The organism is Zooshikella sp. RANM57, from assembly GCF_050749885.1.
In the GTDB taxonomy this organism is placed as follows: domain Bacteria; phylum Pseudomonadota; class Gammaproteobacteria; order Pseudomonadales; family Zooshikellaceae; genus Zooshikella.
Map to the genome: position 1 here is coordinate 925670 of NZ_JBOIUB010000001.1, position 22332 is coordinate 948001.

At 38.4% G+C, this 22332-nt stretch carries 21 protein-coding genes and 1 pseudogene; 15 read left to right on the forward strand and 7 right to left on the reverse strand.

Translation table 11 applies throughout. The features are described 5' to 3' along the window. Positions 1–500: 500 nt before the first annotated feature. The 7 genes and pseudogenes from ACQ96U_RS03540 to ACQ96U_RS03570 all read left to right on the forward strand — a co-directional run bounded on the left by ACQ96U_RS03540 (position 501) and on the right by ACQ96U_RS03570 (position 7412). Positions 501–965 carry a toll/interleukin-1 receptor domain-containing protein gene (locus ACQ96U_RS03540; RefSeq protein ID WP_431719854.1) on the forward strand — a complete coding sequence of 155 codons (465 nt, stop codon included), beginning with the start codon at positions 501–503 and terminating at the stop codon, positions 963–965. An 89-nt stretch (positions 966–1054) separates the two neighbouring features. Further along, positions 1055–3094 (forward strand): hypothetical protein, encoded by a 2040-nt coding sequence (locus tag ACQ96U_RS03545; protein WP_431719855.1) that lies wholly within the window; start codon positions 1055–1057, stop codon positions 3092–3094. Positions 3095–3625: 531 nt separating this feature from the next. After that, entirely contained in the window at positions 3626–4969 is a 1344-nt protein-coding gene (locus ACQ96U_RS03550; RefSeq protein WP_431719856.1) for a hypothetical protein, read from the forward strand. A gap of 260 nt (positions 4970–5229) precedes the next feature. Further along, positions 5230–5808 carry a hypothetical protein gene (locus ACQ96U_RS03555; protein ID WP_431719857.1) on the forward strand — a complete coding sequence of 193 codons (579 nt, stop codon included), beginning with the start codon at positions 5230–5232 and terminating at the stop codon, positions 5806–5808. Between the two features lie 32 nt (positions 5809–5840). Continuing rightward, positions 5841–6182 carry an SH3 domain-containing protein gene (locus tag ACQ96U_RS03560; RefSeq protein WP_431719858.1) on the forward strand — a complete coding sequence of 114 codons (342 nt, stop codon included), beginning with the start codon at positions 5841–5843 and terminating at the stop codon, positions 6180–6182. A gap of 296 nt (positions 6183–6478) precedes the next feature. Beyond that, positions 6479–7224, forward strand: a pseudogene (locus tag ACQ96U_RS03565) (IS1 family transposase). Beyond that, the gene (locus tag ACQ96U_RS03570) at positions 7224–7412 is read left to right on the forward strand and encodes a hypothetical protein (RefSeq protein ID WP_431719859.1); all 189 of its coding nucleotides are present in this window, start codon (positions 7224–7226) and stop codon (positions 7410–7412) included. The pseudogene ACQ96U_RS03565 and the gene ACQ96U_RS03570 overlap by 1 nt, the downstream one beginning before the upstream one ends. A gap of 238 nt (positions 7413–7650) precedes the next feature. On the opposite strand, the gene btsR is transcribed toward ACQ96U_RS03570, so the two are convergent. Together btsR and ACQ96U_RS03580 are read right to left on the reverse strand one after the other, a co-directional pair. Continuing rightward, positions 7651–8367 (reverse strand): two-component system response regulator BtsR, encoded by a 717-nt coding sequence (btsR, locus tag ACQ96U_RS03575; protein WP_431719860.1) that lies wholly within the window; start codon positions 8365–8367, stop codon positions 7651–7653. Beyond that, positions 8360–10045, reverse strand: a complete 1686-nt coding sequence (locus ACQ96U_RS03580) for a LytS/YhcK type 5TM receptor domain-containing protein (RefSeq protein ID WP_431719861.1) — start codon at positions 10043–10045, stop codon at positions 8360–8362. Before ACQ96U_RS03580 ends, btsR begins: the two co-directional genes overlap by 8 nt. A 126-nt stretch (positions 10046–10171) precedes the next feature. Here ACQ96U_RS03580 and ACQ96U_RS03585 point away from each other — a divergent pair, with 126 nt between their 5' ends. Together ACQ96U_RS03585 and ACQ96U_RS03590 are read left to right on the forward strand one after the other, a co-directional pair. Beyond that, the gene (locus ACQ96U_RS03585) at positions 10172–10954 is read left to right on the forward strand and encodes a substrate-binding periplasmic protein (RefSeq protein WP_431719862.1); all 783 of its coding nucleotides are present in this window, start codon (positions 10172–10174) and stop codon (positions 10952–10954) included. 89 nt (positions 10955–11043) lie between these two features. Continuing rightward, the gene (locus tag ACQ96U_RS03590) at positions 11044–11658 is read left to right on the forward strand and encodes a tRNA-uridine aminocarboxypropyltransferase (protein WP_431719863.1); all 615 of its coding nucleotides are present in this window, start codon (positions 11044–11046) and stop codon (positions 11656–11658) included. 134 nt (positions 11659–11792) lie between these two features. Here the strand turns inward: ACQ96U_RS03590 and ACQ96U_RS03595 are convergent, their stop codons facing one another. After that, positions 11793–12629, reverse strand: a complete 837-nt coding sequence (locus tag ACQ96U_RS03595) for an SDR family oxidoreductase (protein WP_431719864.1) — start codon at positions 12627–12629, stop codon at positions 11793–11795. 117 nt (positions 12630–12746) lie between these two features. On the opposite strand from ACQ96U_RS03595, the gene ACQ96U_RS03600 reads away from it, so the two are divergent. The 3 genes from ACQ96U_RS03600 to ACQ96U_RS03610 all read left to right on the forward strand — a co-directional run bounded on the left by ACQ96U_RS03600 (position 12747) and on the right by ACQ96U_RS03610 (position 15707). Further along, positions 12747–13850 carry a PQQ-dependent sugar dehydrogenase gene (locus tag ACQ96U_RS03600; RefSeq protein ID WP_431719865.1) on the forward strand — a complete coding sequence of 368 codons (1104 nt, stop codon included), beginning with the start codon at positions 12747–12749 and terminating at the stop codon, positions 13848–13850. 213 nt (positions 13851–14063) lie between these two features. Beyond that, positions 14064–15176 carry an HD domain-containing phosphohydrolase gene (locus tag ACQ96U_RS03605; protein ID WP_431719866.1) on the forward strand — a complete coding sequence of 371 codons (1113 nt, stop codon included), beginning with the start codon at positions 14064–14066 and terminating at the stop codon, positions 15174–15176. 207 nt (positions 15177–15383) lie between these two features. Further along, positions 15384–15707 carry an NGG1p interacting factor NIF3 gene (locus tag ACQ96U_RS03610; protein WP_431719867.1) on the forward strand — a complete coding sequence of 108 codons (324 nt, stop codon included), beginning with the start codon at positions 15384–15386 and terminating at the stop codon, positions 15705–15707. 4 nt (positions 15708–15711) lie between these two features. Here ACQ96U_RS03610 and ACQ96U_RS03615 read toward each other — a convergent pair whose 3' ends face one another. Next, the gene (locus tag ACQ96U_RS03615; RefSeq protein ID WP_431719868.1) at positions 15712–16266 is read right to left on the reverse strand and encodes an NUDIX hydrolase; all 555 of its coding nucleotides are present in this window, start codon (positions 16264–16266) and stop codon (positions 15712–15714) included. An 85-nt stretch (positions 16267–16351) separates the two neighbouring features. Then, the gene (locus ACQ96U_RS03620; protein ID WP_431719869.1) at positions 16352–16714 is read right to left on the reverse strand and encodes a DUF3135 domain-containing protein; all 363 of its coding nucleotides are present in this window, start codon (positions 16712–16714) and stop codon (positions 16352–16354) included. Between the two features lie 457 nt (positions 16715–17171). Here ACQ96U_RS03620 and ACQ96U_RS03625 point away from each other — a divergent pair, with 457 nt between their 5' ends. Beyond that, positions 17172–17786: an NUDIX hydrolase gene (locus ACQ96U_RS03625; RefSeq protein WP_431719870.1), complete on the forward strand. Its 615-nt coding sequence runs from the start codon at positions 17172–17174 to the stop codon at positions 17784–17786. A gap of 88 nt (positions 17787–17874) precedes the next feature. Here the strand turns inward: ACQ96U_RS03625 and ACQ96U_RS03630 are convergent, their stop codons facing one another. After that, the gene (locus ACQ96U_RS03630; protein ID WP_431719871.1) at positions 17875–19137 is read right to left on the reverse strand and encodes an HlyC/CorC family transporter; all 1263 of its coding nucleotides are present in this window, start codon (positions 19135–19137) and stop codon (positions 17875–17877) included. Between the two features lie 71 nt (positions 19138–19208). Then, a complete protein-coding gene (locus ACQ96U_RS03635; protein ID WP_431719872.1) occupies positions 19209–20006 on the reverse strand; it encodes a cytochrome C assembly family protein in 798 nt (265 codons plus the stop codon). 335 nt (positions 20007–20341) lie between these two features. Here ACQ96U_RS03635 and ffh point away from each other — a divergent pair, with 335 nt between their 5' ends. Next, a complete protein-coding gene (gene ffh / locus ACQ96U_RS03640; protein WP_431719873.1) occupies positions 20342–21739 on the forward strand; it encodes a signal recognition particle protein in 1398 nt (465 codons plus the stop codon). Positions 21740–22057: 318 nt separating this feature from the next. After that, positions 22058–22303: a 30S ribosomal protein S16 gene (rpsP, locus tag ACQ96U_RS03645; protein ID WP_431719874.1), complete on the forward strand. Its 246-nt coding sequence runs from the start codon at positions 22058–22060 to the stop codon at positions 22301–22303. Positions 22304–22332 lie beyond the last annotated feature (29 nt).

Sequence of the window (22332 nt, forward strand, 5' to 3'; positions counted from 1 at the left end):
TAGAGCGCAGACAACAAGCTCAAAAATTGATTCGCAATATATATGGGGAATGTTTAAGTGTTGGGTATGGTGATTTCGCAAACAGGTTGGTTGCAGTATTAAGAATAGTAAGTGTTTTATTTGTTTAAGTTATTCTAAAATGAATTTCAGATTAAATATCTGAAATGAAAATTGCTAAACTAAGGTGAGCGAAAAAATATGACACTACCTTTAAGTAAAAATTATCAAAGAACTGTGAGAAATATACACTAAGTACTTTATTTTAAAATATAGTTAAAAAAATCGATTTTGCTTTCTGTTGTTGAAGAGTGATTGTCTAAAATAATATTTAACTGGTTAAGTTTTTCAAAAAATGAGCTATTTTTAGTCGGTTTTAATTTTAATGGCCATGATTGATTATGGTGTTGTGCTTTGTGAATATTTTGTCTGTTTGGTAAATGGTTGGAGTATGTGGTTTGTTGCGTGCTTTAAATTATCTGATGTGGGGGGAGATGAACTAAATGAAAATGCAACCACTTAAGATGTTTATTAGTTATTGTCATAAAGATGAAGAGTTTTTAAATGAATTGAGAGAGCATCTACATCCTTTGACTAAAAAAGAACTTATTGAAATTTGGCATGACAAAGATTTAGTTGCAGGTGATCACCTTGATAGTAAAATTCTTACCCAGCTTGAAAGTGCTGACTTAGTTGTATGTTTAATTAGCGCACAATACATATCATCTTATTCTTGTTTTGAAAAGGAGCTTGTTGAATCATTTTCAAGAATGTCAGAAACAAATGCTCGAATTATACCTGTTATTATTAAACCATGCAGTTGGAAAGAAACATTTATTGTGAATTATTTGTGCCTCCCTAAAGATGGAAAAGCAATTGCCTCTTGGGGGGATAAAGATGAAGGTTACGTAAACGTGGTTGAAGAGATAAAAAAAGTTGCAGAGGATGTAAAAAAAAACTTAGTTTAAGTGATGTAATATCGTTTAAAAAAAAGTTTTTTGTCTATTTAGAGTCAACGGATATAGAGTTTCAGCATCGCAATAAAGATTCTGTTTTTTTGAAGGATGTATTTGTTTATCCGCATATAATTGAAGCAGAGCCAGCAGCTGGTAATAAAGTAAAAACATTGCAAAAAAATATAAGTGCTGAAATTTTGCTTGAGCTGAACCACCGATTGACTTTGATTTTTGGTGAAGAGCTTTCAGGGAAAACATCGCTTTTGAAAATGTTGATGGTAAGGTTTGAAAAGAAAAATTATATCCCTCTATTGTTGAATGGTGAAAGTATATCTACAGTTAAAAGTAAACAAAAGTTAAAGGATGCTTTAGGTCAACAATACGAGCTGTCTACACAAACTAAGTATGAAACAATGACTGGGAAAAGAATTTGTCTCTTGGACGACTTTCATTTATGTAAATTAAATTATGAATATAAAAATAGGTTTGTAAAAGAATTGTTGAATCAATTCGATTTTGTGATTTTGTTTTCAGATTCTTTATTGAAATTTGATGATAAAATACATGCAATGTTTGTAGGTTTTAAGAAATATGAGATCTTGGATCTTGGCTATGTTAAAAGAGATGAACTTATTCGTAACTGGTGTAAATTAGGGGTGGAGGAAATAATTAGTGAGAAGAATTTAGTTGATGAGGTGTCCACATTAACAAATCATGTAAATTCAATTGTAAGAAAAAATATTGTACCTTCAAAGCCAATATTTATTTTGTCAATTCTTCAGTCTTTAGAAATATCTCAGGCTAATAATCATGCAATTTCATCGTATGGTTATTGCTATAATTTTTTAATTTCAAATATATTTGAAAGAATGAAGCTAAAGCGAGGATTGATAGACTCGCTTATAAATTTTATAACTCATTTGTCGTTTCATATTTATAAAAGTGGTAATAGGTCTATATCTGTTGAGGATTACTATGTTTTTAAAGATGGATACGAAGAGAAATATCTTATTCCAAAAAATGAGTTGGATATATTGCTTAGGTCAAAAATATTAATGGATAATGGGGAGAATGTGTATTTTTCTCATAAATATGTGTTTTATTTTTATGTTGCGAAATATATTGTTTCGGAAGATATGTCTGATAAGGGGTTGTCTGATATTTTGCAAGAGTTGTGCGAGAATTTACATACAGATAAGGCTTCGAATATACTGATTTTTTTGGTGCACCATACTAAAAAGCAAAGTGTTATTGATGAAATATTACTTTATGTGGAATGTATTTTTGACTCTGTTTGCGAGGCTAAGCTCTGTGCTAACGAAACAGAGTTTATGAAAGATATTTTAAATCATATTCCTGATCTGGTAATAGAGCAAATAGATATTGATAAAGAGAGAGGAGTGCGTTTAGAAGTTAAAGATGCAATTAATAATATAGTTGATGATCAAGTTGAAGAAGAGTATGAACGTATAGGTTATTCAGATATTGATGAAAACAAATTTTTGTCAGAAATTAATAAGGCAATGAAAGCTGTTGAGTTAATTGGTCAGATTTTAAAGTCAAGGCATGGGTCACTAAAAATTAATCAGCTTAAGGATCTGGCTGAATCAGCTTATAGTGTTGGATTGCGATTTCTATCGTTTTATTTAAAGGCGGTGGATGTGTTCGAAAATGAAATAAAATCATTTATTAAGGGCATTATTTTAAATGATGCTGATGTAGATAAAGATAAAATTTCGCAAAAGGCAAAAGAATTCTACCTTTACCTTTGTTATGGATTGACAAAATCATTACTTACTAAAATATCATTTTCAACAGGTCATTCGGAGATTGTAAGTATATTAGATGAAATATCTGATGAATCATCTGATTCTGCAGCTATTAGGTTAATCAATTTAATGACTAAGTTAGAGTTTACCCATCAGCTTCCAAAAAAGTATATTAAATCCCTTAAGATGGAGTTTTCAAAAAACTGTATTGCCACAAGAATATTAAACGAAATGGTTGTTCAGTATTTATACCTGTATTATGTTGATTATAAGGATATCGACTGGATAAATAAAGTTCTTGGAATACCTATCAAACCTCAAATAATGATACAGTTTGATAGGCAAACGAAGTTGTTACAAAAAAATCCCTGAAAAATATAGCGCTAGTATTTTTAATGGCAGAATAAGAAGATGGTTGATATTTTATGAGTTCAAAAAGTTAGCTGTGAAGAGGTTTTTAGAATGCGCAGCAACGAAGGTAATTGGATAATTAATCGGATTTCTTTATTATTGCTGTATTTATTGGTATGTTAGTATAGTAGTTTTATTAGGCTGATTTAGTTGCTGATTTATTTAAGGTGTTTGTCATTGATATGTGAGCTAGATTGATCTAAATCCAGCTCATGAGAGAAGTGATTACTATTAACATCAGACTTTCCCTCGTTCCACGTTTGAGTTGACTAAATGGTAATAAAAACGCCAGTGGAAAAATGCAAGATAAAAATATTACTCTAATAAGAAAACTAACCATGTTTGTTGTACCATTATTGCAATTTTGAGTGAAGAAAAATTATGAGTATTCTTTTTTAATTCTTAACTAAGACATACGATTTAACTTGTTATAAGTCATATATCAATGTAAATTTTTGGTCTTCTAGCCCAAAAATGTGGAAATGTTTATTAATGAAGTTTAAAAAAGTCAGTATAATTATATGGTTGCGAGCTATACTGCTGGCATTCGTTGCCTTGTATTTCTTTTTAATTCCGGCTGGAATATTAGTGTACGATCTTGGTGATCCAGGTTTGCAAGCAGACCAAGTTCCGAGATTTACATATCGTTGGCACACCGCAATAACCAAAGATTTTACGCCGTGGGCAAATGATCGTATCGATTCTCAAAAAGCATCAAAACTAACGACGGATAATGTATCAGGTACTGAGTGGCCCATGTTTAGTGCCGTGTTGTATTTATGGTCAACTGAGGCTCTGCAAGAAAACTGGAAAGCTAATTCTCAATTTTCGAAAAAAGCACCAAATGATTATGCTAAGGAAGCCATTGACGCTGCAGCGAAATTAATAATTGACCCAAATAATGCTTCATGGGTAAAAGCGCATTGGGGTAGTGGTTATCTGCATAAGGAAAATCTGTTTTATAGAATGTTGCTTATTGCAGGGCTGACAAGTTATCAAAAATTGTCGGGTAATAATCAATATGAGGAAGTATTGATAGGTCAAGTAACATCTTTGTCAAAAGAGTTAGACGAATCCCCCTATGGTTTATTGGATGATTATCCAGGGGAGTGTTATCCCGTTGATATTTTGCCTGCTATCGCAGTGTTAAATCGAGCAGGGGTACTGCTTGGTATGGATAAATCTGATTTCGTTGATCGTTCTCTCCGTGCATTTGAAGATGAGCTTTTGGATAAAGGGACTGGTTTGCCTGCCTATATTGCTAACTCAAAAACTGGACATGGTTATGGCCCTGCGAGAGGTGTAGGAATATCGTACATGCTTATATGGGCGCCAGAGCTGTGGCCCGATGTGGCTCGTACATGGTATGGCAAATATGAGGAGCACTTTTGGAATGAAGGCAGTATTGTTTCAGGTTTTTTTGAATTTTCACGAAATAGTGGTATTGATTCGTTCTTCTTTGATGTAGATGCTGGACCAGTGATTAGCCAGTATGGTGTGGCTGCTAGTGCATTTGGTATTGGGGCTGCAAAGGTAAACAACCAACAGCAACAATTTTACTCATTGGCAACTGAGGCATTAGTTGCATCTTGGCCACTCCCTGATGGTACTTTGTTACTGCCGAGATTACTTTCAAATTTGGCTGATGCACCATATATAGGTGAATCTGCCTTGCTTTTTACGATGACGAGGCAATCGTTATATCCCTTGGATTCAAATAATCAAGTTGAGCATAAATTACCCTATATTGTTTATTTGGCTTTAGTGTTTTATTGCGGCTTAGGTTTAATCATTCTTAGGTCATCAATCAGGTTGGTGCGGTCTTTGAGTCAATAAATGTACAGGTGATCTTCCCTCCATAACGAACATCTCAAACTATTGTTGCGTCCTATTTTAATTCTATCAATAAGTCAATGACGGCCTTACTTCTGCGCTTGCTTTGTTAATGCTTACTTACTTGTTACTTCAGTAAGTATATCTGATGGGTGAGCTTTGTTTCTTTTAAAGTGCTATCTAGAAGACAGGTGTTTCATATCATTAACAATACTGTTAATATATACAGTACTTATTGCAATGTTTGAAGTGATGGTCGTACTATGGGTGTATATTTTGGGGTAAAGCCTACAAAGTTTGTCATCAAAAAAGAAAATCTTGATCTTGCATTTCAACGTTATAAAGCATTTGAGTCTAAAAAAGAAAATGCAAATTATATTAATTCAGAAAATCGAGATGATTTACAAGCGGCAAAGTCATTAATTGAAATATTTGATATTTGGGGTTACTGGTGCAATATTGAAAATGGAGATATTACCGGGATAAAGTCTAATGGGAATGGTAAACCATTTGATGATAAGGATTTTTCAATAAATCTTACTTCGTTTGCTCAGTACATAGAGAATGGAAGTATTATAGAGTTAAGAAGTGGTCAGCAAGCGTTTTTTGATAGAATATTAGACTCAGGAAAATGGATAACGGTTGTACCTGAATATGTAGGCCGACATATTGCTTATGATAGCAAGGTTGAATATGGCGTTTTTTATGAACTCATAACTAATGAAGATAATAGGTACTTAATTCCTCTACCTGACTTTAGTGATGAATGTTGTCAATGGAATGGGGTTTATGACTGGTGGGAAGATAAGATTGATGAAGCCATTGCTAAAGGACTTTTTTGATATGAATAGCTGAAGGGTATATATGGGAACTGATGAAAGTACAAGTGATTAAAACACATATATCTAACTATCCCAATCCGATTAAATTCAAGTGTGGTGAAAGTCTCTTATTGGGAGAAATTGATACTGAATATCCTAATTGGATTAAAGTGACGACAACAGAAGGTAATACTGGCTGGGCTCCCTTACAGTATATTTCAGTCAGCTCACAGCCAGGATCAGGTGTTTCTACAGCGGATTATGATGCGAATGAATTAAATACTCATTTAGGTGAAAAACTGGACGTAATTTATGAGCTGAATAAATGGTTTAGGGTGAAGAACTCACAGAACGTTGTAGGTTGGGTGCCAGCTCATACGGTAGAAGCAGTATAATAGTGTATCGAAAGGCGTTATCCAGCCCTTGGGCAAAGCTATATGCAATTGCGCTAATGGATTATCGATATACCTTAAAGTAAAAAAATGAAATTCTTTTATCCTGAACAATATCAAACGAAGTGTATACAACGCTTCCTTCATTTTCGAGAGAAGATACTAAATCTGCTTCCATTTTCGGTAGTGACCCAAACCTGTGTTTGGCTAAATACTATACAGAGAGGCTGAGCAAAATAATAACTACAAGTGTTGTACAATAGCTGACACTTATAATAATAGTTTTCGATGGGTAAGTTTTGGCTACAGTTAAAGTATTGTGTACTCAGTGCAATAGTGATCAAGTGAAAAAAAATAGGTTATACGTCAGAAAGAAAGCAACGCTATCTGTGTAAAAGCCTATCCTGTAAAAAGTCATTTATATTGGACTATAGCAATAAAGCTTACCAGCCAGGGGTAAAAGAAAAGGTCATTGATATGACGGTAAATGGAAGTGGAATAAGGGATATAGCCAGAGTTTTGGTTATTAGCCGAAATACGGTCATTGAAACAATAAAAAAAAGAGTCTGAGCTACACTCTGTCAATAATGAGCGGTTAGACCAATTAGAAAATTCCAGTAATATCAAGGTTAAACTGGAAAAAGTATTGGTGGCTGAAGTTGATGAGATGTGGAGTTTTGTCAAGAAGAAAGCTAATCAACGCTGGCTATGGCATGCTATCGATGCTGTATCTGGCGATGTACTGGCGTATGTACTTGACTCTCGCAAGGATGGAGCCTTTATAAAGCTAAAATCATTACTGAAGCCTTTTGGTATTAAGTTATTTTGTACGGATGACTGGGGTACTTACAGCCGACATATTCCACCAGAACATCACGTAGTAGGGAAAAGAAATACTCAAAAAATCGAAAGAAAACACTTAACCTTAAGAACACGGATTAAACGTCTAGGCAGAAAAACAATTTGTTTTTCAAAGTCAGATAAAATGCATGACATTGTTATAGGACTTTTCATTAATCGCTATGAGTTTGGGCGAAATATTTGATGAAACACAGGTTTGAGCCACAACCAAATCTTGTAACTGCTCCTGCCATGGCTCCTGTGGATTTTGCATACCATATTTTCAAGTGTCTAGAAATTTATTCTCCACCTGTGTTAGAAGCCTGGTATTGTTTATTCAAGACTGGTCGAGCAGAGTATTATGAAGATCTTATGAAGGCAATTAATGCTTGATAACCATATTCAGGAAAATATTTATTTGTAATTATTCCCCAAAGGTAAACATTTTTAAAGGAAGTTATTTTGAAATTGAATTTTCGTAAAACCCAAGATAAAGAAGATCATTCGTGGATTATTTGATATCGAACAGGGTGGATTTGTAGACAAGCTGTTGAACTGGATTGACACCATTGTTGAGAATATTCCGAAACTGTTGGGACTTGTTAAGGGCTGATTTTTGACACTCGATAAATTACTGCAACCCAAAGCGATCTTTAAGCATTTTTAAGTACCGACGACTTACTGGTACTTTATGACCATTTTGGGTGATGATTTCTGCTAAACCATTTTCTAATAATTGAATTTCCCGTATAGCATTTATATTGATGAGATATTGGCGGTGGCAGTGCAATAAAGGCGTTTTGCTCTCCAGTGTTTTTAAGGTGAGTTGGGTATGGCTTGTGCCTTCTTTGCTCATAACGTGAACGCCCGACAGGTCAGAGAAGGCAAATTCGACATCGTCAATTTTAATTAACCGTATTCTATTCTGCAGATAACAGGGAATAAGTTGTAGTTCAGCACTGGCAATAGGGTTGAGGGAAGGTGGTTGTTGATAGTTTTTTTTGAGTCTTGCTAAAGTTTTTTGCAAGCGAGGTGGCTCAACGGGTTTTAACAGGTAATCAAAGGCGTTATCTTCAAAGGCACGGATAGCATATTCATCATAGGCAGTCACAAATACAACATAGGGTGCGTCATCCATATTCAGCATACTGACTAACTCCAGACCGCTGATGCGGGGCATCTGAATGTCCAAAAAGACCACATCTGGGTGCAGGGTGTTAATCATTTGTAGGGCTTCAATGGCATTGCCAGCTTGACCTATGATAGAAATATCTGGGTCAATACTGAGCAGGTCAGCCAAAGCTTCCCGAGCCAGTGGCTCATCATCAACCAGTAAAGCGCTAATCATCACCAGGCTCCTCAATGGGTAATGTTATTGTTATACGTGTCCATTGGTTTGGTTGGCATTGTACCTCAAGCCCATAGCGATTGCCGTAACGCGCTTTGATACGTTTATCAACAATGCCCATTCCGAGTCCATCACTCCTTGGTTTGTCTTCATAAAGTCCTGCATTATCTTCAACCGTGAGTACTAATAACGAATTCTGTTGAGAGGCACTAATGATTATTTCGCCTTCATCAAGTGATTGAGCGATACCATGCTTGATGGCATTTTCGACGATGGGTTGCAGGGTAAACGTGGGTACTTGAATTGTTTTTAGCTGTTCAGGGATATTTATTGTCACGGTTAAACGGTCAGCAAAGCGGGCATGTTCAATTTTTAGATAAGAGTTAACATGGTCTATTTCGTCTTCCAGAGTAGCGGATTCACAGTCTCGTTTTAGGTTTTTTCTAAAAAAGCGTGAGAGGTGAAGCAGTAATTCTCTGGCTTCTTCTGGCTGCTTACGAATAATTGCGCTGATGGTATTGAGTGCATTAAATAAAAAATGTGGGTTAATTTGTGCATGGATTAGTTTAAGTTCAGCTTGAATGAGTAAGCGTTTTTGCTGCTCATGTAAGCCACTTAAAATCTGGTTAGACATCAGGCGGGCAATACCTTCACCCAGGGTTCTATTTATATTGACGAATAATTTATGTTTGGGCTCGTAAAGTTTAATAGTGCCAATGACTTGCTCATTATCACCTTGCAATGGTATGACAACGACAGAGCCTAACCCACACTGAGATTGGATGGAGCAGCGATAAGGTACCTCTACACCATCGGCAAAAATGACTTGATTATGTTGAATGGCTTTAAAGGTCATTGCTGATGAGATAGGTGTGCCAGGTAGATGGTGATCATCACCATGTCCAATAAAAGCTAATATCTTTTCGCAATCGGTAATCGCAACAGCACCTACTCCAGTTTCTTCATAAATAATTTGAGCGATGCGGGCACTGTTTTCTTCGTTAAAACCTGTGGCTAGTATACCAACTGTTCGCTCAGCTATGGTCAGTGCCTTAGCAGAAAAGGCCTGGCTAAATTTTTCATACATGGTTTTTTGATCACGAATAATATTCATGAACAAAGCTGCTCCAGCTGAGTTGGCTAATATCATAGGTGGGGCGATTAATTTAACGAGGGTCCAGGCTTCGCTGAAGGGTTTGGCAACAATCAGGATAATCAACATCTGTGCTATTTCAGCCACGAGTGTAGTAAGAAAAGCAATGTGTGGTGTAAATAGCGTATCGATCTTTCGGTGTTTATTGAGTAAATAAAAATGCACAAGGCCAGCAAGCAGGCCTTCAAATGTTGTTGAAATGGCACAAGCAATATCGGTAAAGCCACCTAGAGAGTATCGGTGTAAGCCACCCGTGAGCCCTACCAGAAAGCCAACCCAAGGTCCGCCTAACAGGCCACCTAGCACTGCACCTACCGCACGGGTGTTGGCAATGGCGTCATGGATCTCTAAGCCAAAATAGGTGCCCATAATGCAAAAGCCGGAGAAAACCAGATATATCACAACCTTGTGAGGAAATTGAATGGAAATATTGACTAATGGTTTAAAAATGGGTGTTTTGCTAAATAAATAAGCAATCACAAAAAAAACACTCATTTGTTGCAGTAAAGACAAAATTAACTGCATAGTTATCACACTACTTAATTGTTTAAATGCTGTTGATCGGTTATTGCAGAGACTATTGAGCATTCGTTATTTTAGGTTAGTCATACGACTTCCTAAAATGAGCTGTAAGCCTCAGAAGGAATTATAATGAGTTTTAATAAATGTTCATTGTCTGTTTGGTACTGGCTAGCGTTCATTAATGTTTTAATGGCCTTTGCTCGTCCATTACCTGCAGAGACACTTATTATGGCAGTTGGCTTAGCAATCCCCCCTTATATTATCAAAGACGGGGATAAAGGCATGGAATTAGATATTGTTAGAGAAGTATTAGAGAAAGAAGGGTATACCATCCATCTGGTTTACTTACCCTTGGTGAGAGTGGTAAGGCATATAGCGGATGGGACTGTTGATGCTGCGATGACACTTAATCAGAAGGCAGGTTTAAATAATGTATTTCTGTCTGATAGTCATATCACTTATCAGAATGCTGCTATCAGCTTAGCTAAGCATCATTATCGTATTGAATCGGTTGAAGACTTGGCAGATAAATCAGTTGTTGCCTTTCAAAATGCCACACTCTATTTAGGTGATGCTTTTGCCAAAATGGCTATGAACAATAAACAGTATTCTGAAAAGGCAAGGCAAGTAACCCAGGTAACAATGTTATTTGGTCAGCGGGTTGATGCGATTGTGATGGATATTAATATTTTCAAGTATTACCGGGCAGTGGAAAAAAAATACGTTGATACTTCTCTTCCCGTTACTCTTCATAAAATCTTTCCTCCTAGTCACTATAGCGTCGCGTTTAAAAGTAAAGCAGCACGAGATAAGTTTAATAGAGGCTTGAAAGCGTTAAAAAGGAGTGGGCGTTACGATGAAATAATTCATCAATACATACCCTTCGCTGTGGATAGTAGCAACATCCAGTAATGAATGGTGAAAGCTATATAAAGCTGTAGCTTGCTGTGGGTATAATAGTGGTTAACTGTTGCTGAGTATGATTAAGATATCAACCTGATATGCCTAGAGATGTTTGTTCACGTTGTCACCGACCCGTTCAAGTGTGTTTGTGCAAATATATAGCCTGTTCCCGGGCGCCTATGAATCTTGTTGTCCTTCAGCACCCTTCAGAACAAAAGAAAGCTATCGGTACTGCAAAAATCCTGGATTTATGTATTAACAACTGTACACGAATGATAGGGGAGTGTTTTAGCAACCATAAGCCTTTTGAGCAAATGCTCAAACAACCTTGTGTGATCTTATTTCCAAATGATAGAGCAATAACCGTGCATGAATTTCAGCATGATTATTTGCAAGGTACTGATATTCAGTCATGGAACTTAATTGTCATTGATGGGACATGGAAAAAGGCCAAAAAAATTTGGTACTTAAACCCTCAATTACATACGTTGCCATCCATTGTTTTGAGTCAGTGTGAACCTTCAGCCTACCGTATTAGAAAAATACCCAATAGCACCTACCTTTCTACTGTTGAGGCTGCTGTGATGGCATTACGTGAGTTGGTAAATGATCAAACCATTCTGGAAAGCCCTCTGGCAGCATTTAAGGCAATGATTGACCAGCAAATTCAAATAATGGGGAATGAAATTTACCAAAATAACTATCAAAAGTAGTATTTGGGTATGGCCATACACACCAAAGAAAAGTATTGAGTTGATATTAAAGTGCTTATATTCCCTTAATGATGAATTGCTTAATGAAGCTGAAATAGACCTGTATAATCTATTTCAGCTTCAGAGTAGTACGATTACTCTTCATCAATAAATAAGTCATTCATTAATGTTTTTTCAGCGGTGCGGTCATATCGATAGTGTTCGAAATCACTAACACCTTGGCTTTTTAGAAAAGGCTCATCTATCAGTGTTTGTCCGTTAAGCGCTTCATGGGATAGGCTCAGTATTTTAAACGCAGCATCCGCCATGATATCAGGTGTACGACAGTACTGGAATGTTTCTTCACTACCTACTTCAAAAGCAACTGCCGCCGTTGCAATCACTGTTTTAGGCCATAAGGTGTTTACAGCAATATGGTATTTTTTAAATTCTTCTGCCATACCTAATGCTAAAATGGTCATACCATATTTAGAAAGCGTATAGGGTGCAAAGCTTTTTAACCACTTTGGCTGTAAGCTGATAGGCGGAGAAAGGCTTAAAATATGGGGGGTGGATGATTTTTTTAAGTAAGGCAGCATGGCTTGAGCACAAATAAATAGTGCACGGCTGTTCACTTGTTGCATAAGGTCGTAGCGTTTGATGGGGAGTGTTTCAACAGGAAGCAGTTTAATAGCGCCTGCATTGTTGATGAGTGCATCAATACCACCAAACAGTTCAACAGTGTGTTCCACCATCTGCTGGACTTGTTGTTCATTGCGGACATCCATTTGTACAGCAAGTGCCTTGCCTCCCGCAGCCTCTACTTCTGCTGCTACACTATGAATAGTGCCAGGTAATTTTTTATGTGGTTCGCTGGTTTTTCCTGTAACAACAATATTGGCACCTGCTGCTGCACATTTAAGAGCGATAGCGCGACCAATACCTCGACTTGCTCCTGTTATGACAATCGTTTTGTTTTCCATGCTTGTCATATTATTACCTTATAGTCCTTTATTATTGGTTTTGATAATGACTGAAAGTGTACCCTTCGCTGAGGGTATAAGTATTTCAGTGTCTTGCTTTAATAACTATTTTGCCAGGTGATTACTATGTCAGTGTCACTCAGAGTTATCATATTATTCTTCATATTGTTGTTTGTTAAGAATGGTCTCTACGCTGACGATAGATTACACATCATTACCCTTAATGACCAATTGGAATACCCTTGGTCAATGGCTTGGGTGAATAAAGGGAGCCATGTATTAATAACACTTAAGCGTGGACAAATAGTCATTCTGGATAAACAAGGGAAGAAAATATTCCAGTTTAATTTAGATTTACCCATTGCTTATGTGGGGCAAGGGGGGCTACTCGATATCGTTTTGCACCCTGATTATTCAGAAAATCATTGGGTTTATTTCTCCTATAGCCGCGAGTTATCGAGTGGTTATACAACGGCTGTAGCACGAGCCAAAATTACGGTTAATCCACCGAAATTAACACAGCTTGAAACAATTTTTAGTGCAAAAGCTGTGTCAGATAATACACATCACTTTGGCTCTCGGCTTGCTTTTGATGTGAAGCATCGATTGTATGTGACGGTGGGGGATCGTGGTGAACGGAGTAATGCTCAGCATCTAACAAATGATTTTGGCAAGGTCTTGCGGTTAACGGATAAAGGTCAACCGGCCATGGGCAATCCATTTAGTGCGTCATCAGATAAACGCCGTGAAATATTCAGTTATGGCCATCGAAATCCACAGGGACTCGTTTATGATCGTAAAACGAATACGATGTGGCTGCATGAACATGGCCCTTTAGGTGGTGATGAAGTCAATTTACTGAAGGCTGGAGAGAATTATGGTTGGCCGATGGTGACTTATGGTCGAGAGTATAGTGGCTTACTCATTTCTGAGTTTACGTCGCTACCGGGTATGACTTCTCCTGAATGGTATTGGGTTCCTTCCATTGCTCCATCAGGAATGAGTATTTATTACGGAACATTATTCAAAGATTGGCAAGGCCAATTATTGGTTGGGGCATTAAAAGCAAAACTACTGGTCCGTTTACCTGTTGCCAATCATCGTATTCAACAAGAGCAGCGGTTTGCAATGACTGCACGTATTCGTGATGTTGAAGTAGGGGTTGATGGCGCAATTTATGCGTTAACGGATGAGTCGAGTGGAAAACTGCTCAAAATAATGCCTCGATAATGAATATCGAAAAAGGAATAGTTATTTTGGGGAATATAAAAATATTCATAAAAGGATCATTTCCCCCAAAAAGCTAATAAAAGATAGCAATATAACGATAAGCCTTAATGCCTAATGGTTACTTTTAGCATTTGGCACATAATCCAGTCATTGCTAGATTTAAACTCTAAAGTCGTATGATAGGCAAATCCCTTCAAGTTGCAGGACTATTCAATGACTACGTTTACTTGCGAGACGTTTACCGATTTAGATCAAGATATCCTGACTGACTTTTATACCTGTTTTCAGGAAGCGCAAGAAGAAATTGAGTTGTGCTGTCATCGTTTAGAAAAGTCTCCCAGTCCAGAAGACGTCCATGACTTGTTCCGCTCTATGCACTCTTTGAAGGGGAATTGTCGGATGGTGTTTTTGGACCCTTTAGTGGATGTTAGCCATAAACTGGAGGAAATTGTTTCTGATATTCGGGATGGCAAATACCCTTATGAGCCAGTGTATGGGGAGTTCATGTTGGCGGTCATTAGCCGTATTGATGAACTTATTTCACAATTATTACAGACCGGTGAAGCTGACCAAGATTTACTGGATATCCTAGAAAACTATATTTTACAGGTTAGAGAAGCTGATGATAGCGGTCGAGTCGATATTGTTAATCAGCTATTAGATCAACTTGTAGGAGGAGAAGAGTCTGAGTTAGCACCTAAAAAACAGCGAGTGGTGGTTGAACCACCTGAAGAAGTTGAAGATGCTAAAACCTCTGATTTAGATTTTTTTCATTCATTAGCTGTGAAGCTGGATAGGTTATTTTTATTTAAACAGGGGACTGCTTTTAATGAACAACTTAAAATGGCGGCTGAAATTAATAAAGAGTTAGGTGATGTTGTATCGCATGAAGAGCTAAGTGCAGCTGTTTATTTACATGATATTGGTATGGCTTTTGTGCCTTGGCAGGTGCTGAACAAGCATACGACACTTACTCCAGAAGAGCAGCTTTTGTATCAGGATCATGTTCGCATAGGTGCTGGACTGGTACGAAGAATGGCGGGCTGGCAGGGGGCTGCTGATATGATTGAACACCATCATGAACATTTTGATGGTACGGGCTTTCCCGGTGGGTTAAAGGAGGATCAAATTAATATTGGGGGAATGATTCTAGCGGTTATTGATACTTATCAGAAAGTGTTACATCAACACAGTGATGTGAGCTTTCGTAAAACGTTGTTGCGAGCTGTGACTGAAATAAACAGTAACAGTAATTCAAAGTTTAACCCTACAGTAGTTGATGCTTTTAACCTGGTAGTGAGAAGACATTATGTAGCCCAGCGCTAAGTTTTTTGTTTATAAACCTTTCTGATTAAGCCATTTTCTCCTGAGTTGTTTTCCTGTCTTGAGAGCCTGTTAAGGCTACAGTTTTCTTTTTATCCGTTAGACACTTTTTTAATAGGCAACAAATGTGTTATGTAGCAAACATTTGTAGTGATAAGAATCATTATTGATCTAAACGTTAATAATAAACGTATTTAAAATGGAGTGGGTATGTACAAGCTTTGTGTCTATGTCCCTGAAGAAGCGCTTGAGCAAGTAAAATCTGCATTATTTGCAGTGGGAGCAGGTCGTATTGGTTGTTATGACAGTTGTTGTTGGCAGGTAAAAGGTATGGGTCAGTTTCGACCACTTGATGGTAGTGCCCCTTACCTTGGGCAGCAAGGTATGGTTGAGCAGGTTGAAGAATACCGTGTCGAACTAGTGTGTGATGATGAATATATTTATGCTGCCATTGAGGCTTTACGTGCTAGCCACCCTTATGAGGAGCCAGCATTTGATGTTTGGCAGCTGTGTGATATTGCATTCAAGCGTTAAGCAGTTACTTAACCTCTTTGTATGAGGCATGAGGGGCTATATCAATAGAACGAAAGGTAAAACTTTCCTGCTTTAAATCTCTGAAGTAGTACTCTAGTGTTTTAGTAATCGTTGGAAAGGCTAAATTATTCCAAGGAATGGTATCTTCAGTGAATAACTCTGTGGATAGGCTTTCTTCTCCAGGTGAAAATGTCGGTTGGGTTAATTGAGCAAGAAATATCAGATAAACCTGATTGATATGGGGTAAGTTAAATAGGGTATAAAGCTCACCAATTTCTACTTTTGCACAAGCTTCTTCCCAGGTTTCTCGCTCTGCGGCTTGCTGCGTAGTTTCATTCAGTTCCATAAATCCGGCTGGTAGTGTCCAGAAACCAGCGCGAGGATGAATTGCTCGTTGGCAAAGTAAGATCTGGTTTTGGTAAATGGGCAAACAACCTGCAACTATTTTAGGGTTCTGATAATGCACCATGCCACAGTGAGTACAAACATGGCGTGGTCGATTGTCGCCTTGAGGAATTGTTGTTGTTATTTCACCACCGCAGTGGCTGCAATAATTCATAGCCTCAGCTCCTAATGTGAGGCTATGAGTATAAACTGCTATTAATGTAAACTGAAAGGAATGGGATAGATATGAAACGCAAGCGTTATAGCTTAATTTGTTTTAGATTGCGTTTTTCATTCATACAGATTACATCAGCAGGTGCACAAGTTGGCTTAGCTGTTTTAAGACGTTCGTTGATTGTTTCAGGGTCGTTTAGTGATAACTGAAGCTCTTGTAAAGATTTGTACATGAGTTCTGAAATTGCAATACAAGCAGCCATAGGGTTATTCGATTTACGGATATGCATATCGATCTGGAACTGGACCCCTCTAAGTCTGCGTTGAGAATTTTCTGATGCAGACTGGATGGTGTTCTCAATCAGTTGGTTTCTTAGCTTTTCCAGATCTTCTGGTTTATTTCTTGCCAAGTTCATTAAGTGATCAAAATCTGGAAGTGTTAATTTCATGTGTTCACCTGAAACATCCAAAAATACTGTTATCTATCCCTAGGCTTTGCCCTAGTCCGTCAGATAATCCGTGCTGGTTAATATTTATACTACTGACGGCGGAACCAACATGATATTGCTTAGTTCTCACTCAATATGTGTGCCAGTTCTGACTAAAGAGCCTATAAAACGGTTAGGTATTATAAAAAAGTTGGTAAATCAGGTGGTTAGAAAATAATAAAAATAGGGTGGGTTTTATAAGAAATGTGATTTAGTTAACCAAAAAAGCAGCGCACTATAGAGTTGTTAATAAGTACGACAACTAAATAGCTAAACACGATAACCATACTAAGACTGATGAAGCTTAATATTAAGTACTAATAAAGATTAACGTATAAAATCAACGAAATTTAAGTTGAGTACAAAGAAAACAATGGGCCTTATGGCTCAAGAAAGAATGTAAACTGGATTAACAACTATGATGACAGATATGCTTGAGCAGCTTAAGTATCAACTAGCAGAGTTTAGCCCACCTTCTAGCCAGGTAAACTTACCTCAAGCAAGTGTCCTTATCGCTATTACTAAGAGCGCTGATTTGCCAGAGTTGATCTTAATTCAGCGTGCACATCACTTATCGTCACACAGTGGTGAAGTAGCCTTTCCTGGTGGGAAGCGTGAGCCACAGGATAAAAACCTTTGGCAAACAGCGCTTCGTGAAAGTCATGAAGAGGTTCGTATTATTCCAGAGTCAGTTGAGTATCTAGGGCAACTTCGATCTATTGTCTCTCGCTTTGGGATTTCAGTAACACCATTTGTTGGATTGATTCCCCCTAAAACGCATCTTATACCTTGTCCCGATGAGTTGGAGTGCTGTTTTCGGGTACCGCTAGCATTTTTTTTGAAGAAGCAAAACTTGGGCTGGGATCGTCTTAACTATGGGGGGCATGATTTTGTACTGCCCAGCTATCAATATCAGGATTTTAAAATATGGGGGTTAACAGCTATCGTGTTGGCTGATTTACTGAATACAGTGTTTGAGACCAACATTGATTTAAACCTACCACACTATAAACGTTTTAGTTTTAATCACTAGGGCCTATCCCTCAGAAGCCATTCATGCTATCTCGTTAAGAGATGAGCATGCATGGGGTGATTCTCAGTTAAATGGTAATAAAGCTTAATTAGTGATTTCGGGCATTAGTCAGTCGTGCCCTTTTTATAATATTGTCTTGAATTTCTAGAATTTCGATTCTATGCGAGCCAATTTTAAGGCATACACTGGTTTCAGGAATCACTTCTAGTAATTCAATGATAAGGCCATTAAGTGTTTTTGGTCCTTGGCTTGGGAGTTTCCAAGCCAGCGTTCGATTAATATCACGGATGGTTGTCAAGCCGCCAACAATATATGAGCCATCGTCTTGAGGAATAATGTCAAGGTTACTATCCGGTAGGCCAGTGGTAAACTCACCTACAATTTCTTCTAAAATGTCCTCTAACGTGGCTAATCCCTGTATATCACCATACTCATCAACGACCAGGCCTATCCGTTCTTTATCTTGCTGAAAATTAAACAGTTGAATATGCAGAGGTGTATTTTCTGGAATAAATAAGACTTCCTTCGACTCCTGAAGTAATGCATCTTTGCTTGGTTCAGCAAGACTCAAAAAGCGTAATGCATCACGCATGTGCAGCATACCAACTACATTGTTGATGTCACCTTTGTAGATAGGTACACGCGTATGTTGGCTGTTTCTAAGTTGTTGCAGGATGGTTAATAAGTCATTGTTTATATCAATACCAATAATGTCCTGACGAGGAATCATGATGTCATTAACAGTGACTTTTTCTAGATCCAAAATACCCAGTAACATACCTTTACGTCGCCGTGGTAGTCTGCCGGCTGACTCATGAACAATGGTTCGAAGCTCTTCTGTTGTTAAGTGATCTTCAGGGATATCTGAAGTATCAACACCAAACAGACGCAGTAGACCGTTACTTATACCATTGATTAACCACACTGCAGGGTAAAGTAGCCATAACAGTGGCTTAAGAATCCAGGATGCAGGAAACGCGATTCGCTCAGGACTGAGAGCCGCAAGGGTTTTGGGGGTGACTTCTGCAAAGATTAGAATGACCAGTGTCAAAATGGCTGTGGCAATGGCTATGCCTGCCTCACCCCAGAGTTGAATGGCGATTACTGTTGCAATTGCAGAGGCAAGAATATTGACGAAGTTATTGCCGATTAGAATAACACCAATTAAACGGTCTGGTCGCTCAAGTAGCTCTTGGGCGCGTATGGCTGAGCGGTTTTTTTGCTTTACCAAGTGTCTGAGTCGATAGCGATTAAGTGCCATCATACCCGTTTCAGAACTGGAGAAAAAAGCAGAAAGAAGGATAAGAATAACCAAACAACTCAGTAAAAAACTAAGGGGTACGTCGTCCAAGAAACAATAACCTCATGTAATACAGAACGTGCTTCACCTGTCGTCCGATTAGCCGACGACTGTGGTGAAGTTTATCCAGCTTGTTTGATTAGGTCCAGTAGGAGTTTGCTACCAAAATAAGCGAGTACAAGTAAGGTGAAACCACAAATAGTCCAGCGTATGGCCGTGATACCTCGCCAGCCAAGTGCATGCCTTCCCCACAGTAAAATAGCAAATACTAACCAAGCAATAATAGAGAGGCTTGCTTTATGTGACTGAACAAAGCTGTTGTCTAATGCTATAAATCCACTTAAGAGTGAACAGCTTAACAGGAGCAATCCTGCCCATAGAAATTCAAATAACAGGCTTTCCATTGTTTGTAATGGGGGAAATAGCCTGATCATTCCAGTAGGGTGGCGATGTTTTAGCCGATAATCCTGATAAGCTAAAAGTAAAGCCTGACAAAAAGCAATGGTTAGAATGCTATACGCTAAAACTGAAAATAGCACATGTAATATCATGCCTGCTGATAAGTTGGTTTTGATATCTGTAGGCGAAAGATGAAAAGCAGACAGTAGAATAGTCGTTGCAGCAATGGGAAATAAGATGACAAATAGGTTTTCAACGGGCTTTCGTAAACTGCTGAGTAGTACAACATTGATGATTAGCCATGAAATTAAAGAACCAACGTTGACATAACTTAAATCAATACCTTGTTGAGTATGAAGTACAAAATAAATACTTAACATCTGCAGTATTGATGCAGTTAAAGCGATGCCTTGAATAAGTGGCTTATGTATAGTGTGGCCCTGAACTAAGGCCCGTCCCTGATAGACAGATCCTGCCGCATAGAGCAATACTGCAATAAGACTTGGCAAAATGATGTTCATATAATCCTGTGCTAACGTGGTTTATCCTATCTGAAACAGCTTACGGTACTTAGATTAAACGTAAAAGATCAGTACATATCGTAAGCAAGGTGCCTCAGCATATTATGTTGAGACAGCAGATGAAAGTATTGTTTAGTGACTTAATTGGACAACATTGATAAATGAAGTTGCCATGGAACTGGACAGCCGCTACAGATAATACGGTATAATCGCTTAAACTTAAGCCTATACTCAGCAGAAAGCATTCAAAAACTCCCGCCAGAGTCACTATTGTTACATATCAGGCTGATTTGTCTGTGACATGGCAGGGAGGATTATCGTTTAAGGTAGCCTTCATGTTTGAAAATCTGACCGACCGCTTATCACAGACACTAAGGAATGTTACTGGCAAAGCCAAGTTAACAGAAGATAATATTAAAGATACCTTGCGTGAAGTACGCATGGCTTTGCTCGAAGCTGACGTTGCCTTACCTGTCGTTAAGGATTTTGTTGAAAAAATCAAGCAGCGGGCGGTTGGACAAGAGGTTCAGAAGAGCCTCAGTCCTGGGCAGATGTTTGTCAAAATTGTGCAGTCTGAGCTTATCGAAATTATGGGTTCAGCCTGTGATGAACTCAATCTTTCTGTTCAGCCTCCTGCAGTAGTACTGATGGCGGGTCTGCAAGGGGCAGGTAAAACCACTACTGTCGCAAAACTAGCTAAGCACTTAAGAGAACGTAAGAAGAAAAAGGTTTTGGTAACCAGTGCTGATGTTTACCGTCCTGCCGCAATCAAACAGCTAGAAACACTTGCAGAGCAGGTAGCTGTTGAATTCTTTCCTTCAAACGCTGAACAAAAGCCCGTTGCGATTGCAGAAGGCGCAATTCAGTTTGCCAAGCAGAAACAGTTTGATGTAGTCATTGTGGATACTGCGGGTCGTCTTCATATTGATGAAAATATGATGGATGAGATTCGTGAATTGCATACAGCGATTAATCCTATTGAGACCTTGTTTGTGGTAGATGCCATGACAGGTCAGGATGCAGCAAACACAGCAAAAGCATTTAATGATGCATTGCCACTCACTGGGGTTGTATTGACCAAAGCTGATGGTGATGCTCGAGGTGGTGCTGCACTTTCTGTTCGACATATTACAGGTAAACCTATTAAGTTTTTGGGGGTTGGTGAAAAAACTGAAGCGTTGGAACCTTTCCACCCTGACCGAGTTGCTTCCCGCATTTTGGGGATGGGGGATGTTCTCTCGCTGATTGAAGAGGCGGAACAAAAGCTTGATAAACAGAAAGCAGATCGTCTTGCGAAAAAACTGAAAAAAGGTAAAGGGTTTGACCTAGAAGATTTTCGTGATCAGCTTCAGCAAATGAAGAATATGGGTGGTATTACCAGTATGCTGGATAAGCTGCCTGGTATGGGGCAAATGCCGCAGATGGCTAATCAAAATATTAATGAAAAGCCGCTGATCCAGATGGAAGCGATCATTAATTCTATGACGCCTGCAGAGCGAAGAAATCCTGACCTTATTAATGGCTCACGTAAGCGCCGTATTGCTTCAGGCTCCGGCACACAGATTCAAGATGTTAATCGGTTACTCAAGCAGCATAAGCAAATGCAAAAGATGATGAAAAAAGTGTCAGGGAAAGGTGGCATGACGAAGCTTATGCGAGGCTTATCTGCCATGAAAGGTGGAATGGGCGGCGGTGGTATGCCTCCTGGTGGTGGGCGATTCCCAGGTATGTAACTATTTCTAATACATGTAACTTCCAAAACATGTAACAACTCAGTGAGCAGCTACTTTAATCGTACATATACATGTGGTCTAACCTGTATGAGTAAGTGGCTAGTTTAAAAAAGTTTCTGATTCTATACCTTTGGTTTAGTTGATGAAAAAACTGCTGATTCATCAGCAGTGAATGGGATAGGAAGAAATTAGTAGAATAGCTCTTCCCATCCCTCTTGATATTCCGTAGAATATGCGCCCTTTCGGGCACTGTGCTCGAATTGGATTGTTGAATCAACCAGTGGTGTTCTACGCCATTGATCTAGGAAGCGAAGTCCAATGGTAACGATTCGTTTAGCCCGTGGCGGTTCTAAGAAGCGCCCTTTTTACCATTTAACAGTGACTGACTCTCGTAAGTCTCGCGAAGGTCGGTTTATTGAACGTATTGGTATTTTTAACCCAATTGCTCGTGGTCAAGCTGAGCGTCTAAGGGTTGACCAGGAACGTGCTAGTTACTGGTTAGGCCAAGGTGCACAAACTTCTGACCGTGTAGCTCAGTTGCTGAAAGAGGCTGCAAAGGCGTAATCTGGCCATTTAGTGAGGTTTAGGCGGAG

Coding starts and splice junctions, on each gene's coding strand:
- ACQ96U_RS03560 (WP_431719858.1), top strand. CDS start 5,841: ATGAAAGTACAAGTGATTAAAACACATATATCTAACTATCCCAATCCG.
- ACQ96U_RS03540 (WP_431719854.1), top strand. CDS start 501: ATGAAAATGCAACCACTTAAGATGTTTATTAGTTATTGTCATAAAGAT.
- btsR (WP_431719860.1), bottom strand. CDS start 8,367: ATGATTAGCGCTTTACTGGTTGATGATGAGCCACTGGCTCGGGAAGCT.
- ACQ96U_RS03580 (WP_431719861.1), bottom strand. CDS start 10,045: ATGCAGTTAATTTTGTCTTTACTGCAACAAATGAGTGTTTTTTTTGTG.
- ACQ96U_RS03610 (WP_431719867.1), top strand. CDS start 15,384: ATGTACAAGCTTTGTGTCTATGTCCCTGAAGAAGCGCTTGAGCAAGTA.
- ACQ96U_RS03570 (WP_431719859.1), top strand. CDS start 7,224: ATGAAACACAGGTTTGAGCCACAACCAAATCTTGTAACTGCTCCTGCC.
- ACQ96U_RS03605 (WP_431719866.1), top strand. CDS start 14,064: ATGACTACGTTTACTTGCGAGACGTTTACCGATTTAGATCAAGATATC.
- ACQ96U_RS03620 (WP_431719869.1), bottom strand. CDS start 16,714: ATGAAATTAACACTTCCAGATTTTGATCACTTAATGAACTTGGCAAGA.
- rpsP (WP_431719874.1), top strand. CDS start 22,058: ATGGTAACGATTCGTTTAGCCCGTGGCGGTTCTAAGAAGCGCCCTTTT.
- ACQ96U_RS03595 (WP_431719864.1), bottom strand. CDS start 12,629: ATGACAAGCATGGAAAACAAAACGATTGTCATAACAGGAGCAAGTCGA.
- ffh (WP_431719873.1), top strand. CDS start 20,342: ATGTTTGAAAATCTGACCGACCGCTTATCACAGACACTAAGGAATGTT.
- ACQ96U_RS03585 (WP_431719862.1), top strand. CDS start 10,172: ATGAGTTTTAATAAATGTTCATTGTCTGTTTGGTACTGGCTAGCGTTC.
- ACQ96U_RS03550 (WP_431719856.1), top strand. CDS start 3,626: ATGAAGTTTAAAAAAGTCAGTATAATTATATGGTTGCGAGCTATACTG.
- ACQ96U_RS03625 (WP_431719870.1), top strand. CDS start 17,172: ATGATGACAGATATGCTTGAGCAGCTTAAGTATCAACTAGCAGAGTTT.
- ACQ96U_RS03635 (WP_431719872.1), bottom strand. CDS start 20,006: ATGAACATCATTTTGCCAAGTCTTATTGCAGTATTGCTCTATGCGGCA.
- ACQ96U_RS03600 (WP_431719865.1), top strand. CDS start 12,747: ATGTCAGTGTCACTCAGAGTTATCATATTATTCTTCATATTGTTGTTT.
- ACQ96U_RS03555 (WP_431719857.1), top strand. CDS start 5,230: ATGGGTGTATATTTTGGGGTAAAGCCTACAAAGTTTGTCATCAAAAAA.
- ACQ96U_RS03590 (WP_431719863.1), top strand. CDS start 11,044: ATGCCTAGAGATGTTTGTTCACGTTGTCACCGACCCGTTCAAGTGTGT.
- ACQ96U_RS03615 (WP_431719868.1), bottom strand. CDS start 16,266: ATGAATTATTGCAGCCACTGCGGTGGTGAAATAACAACAACAATTCCT.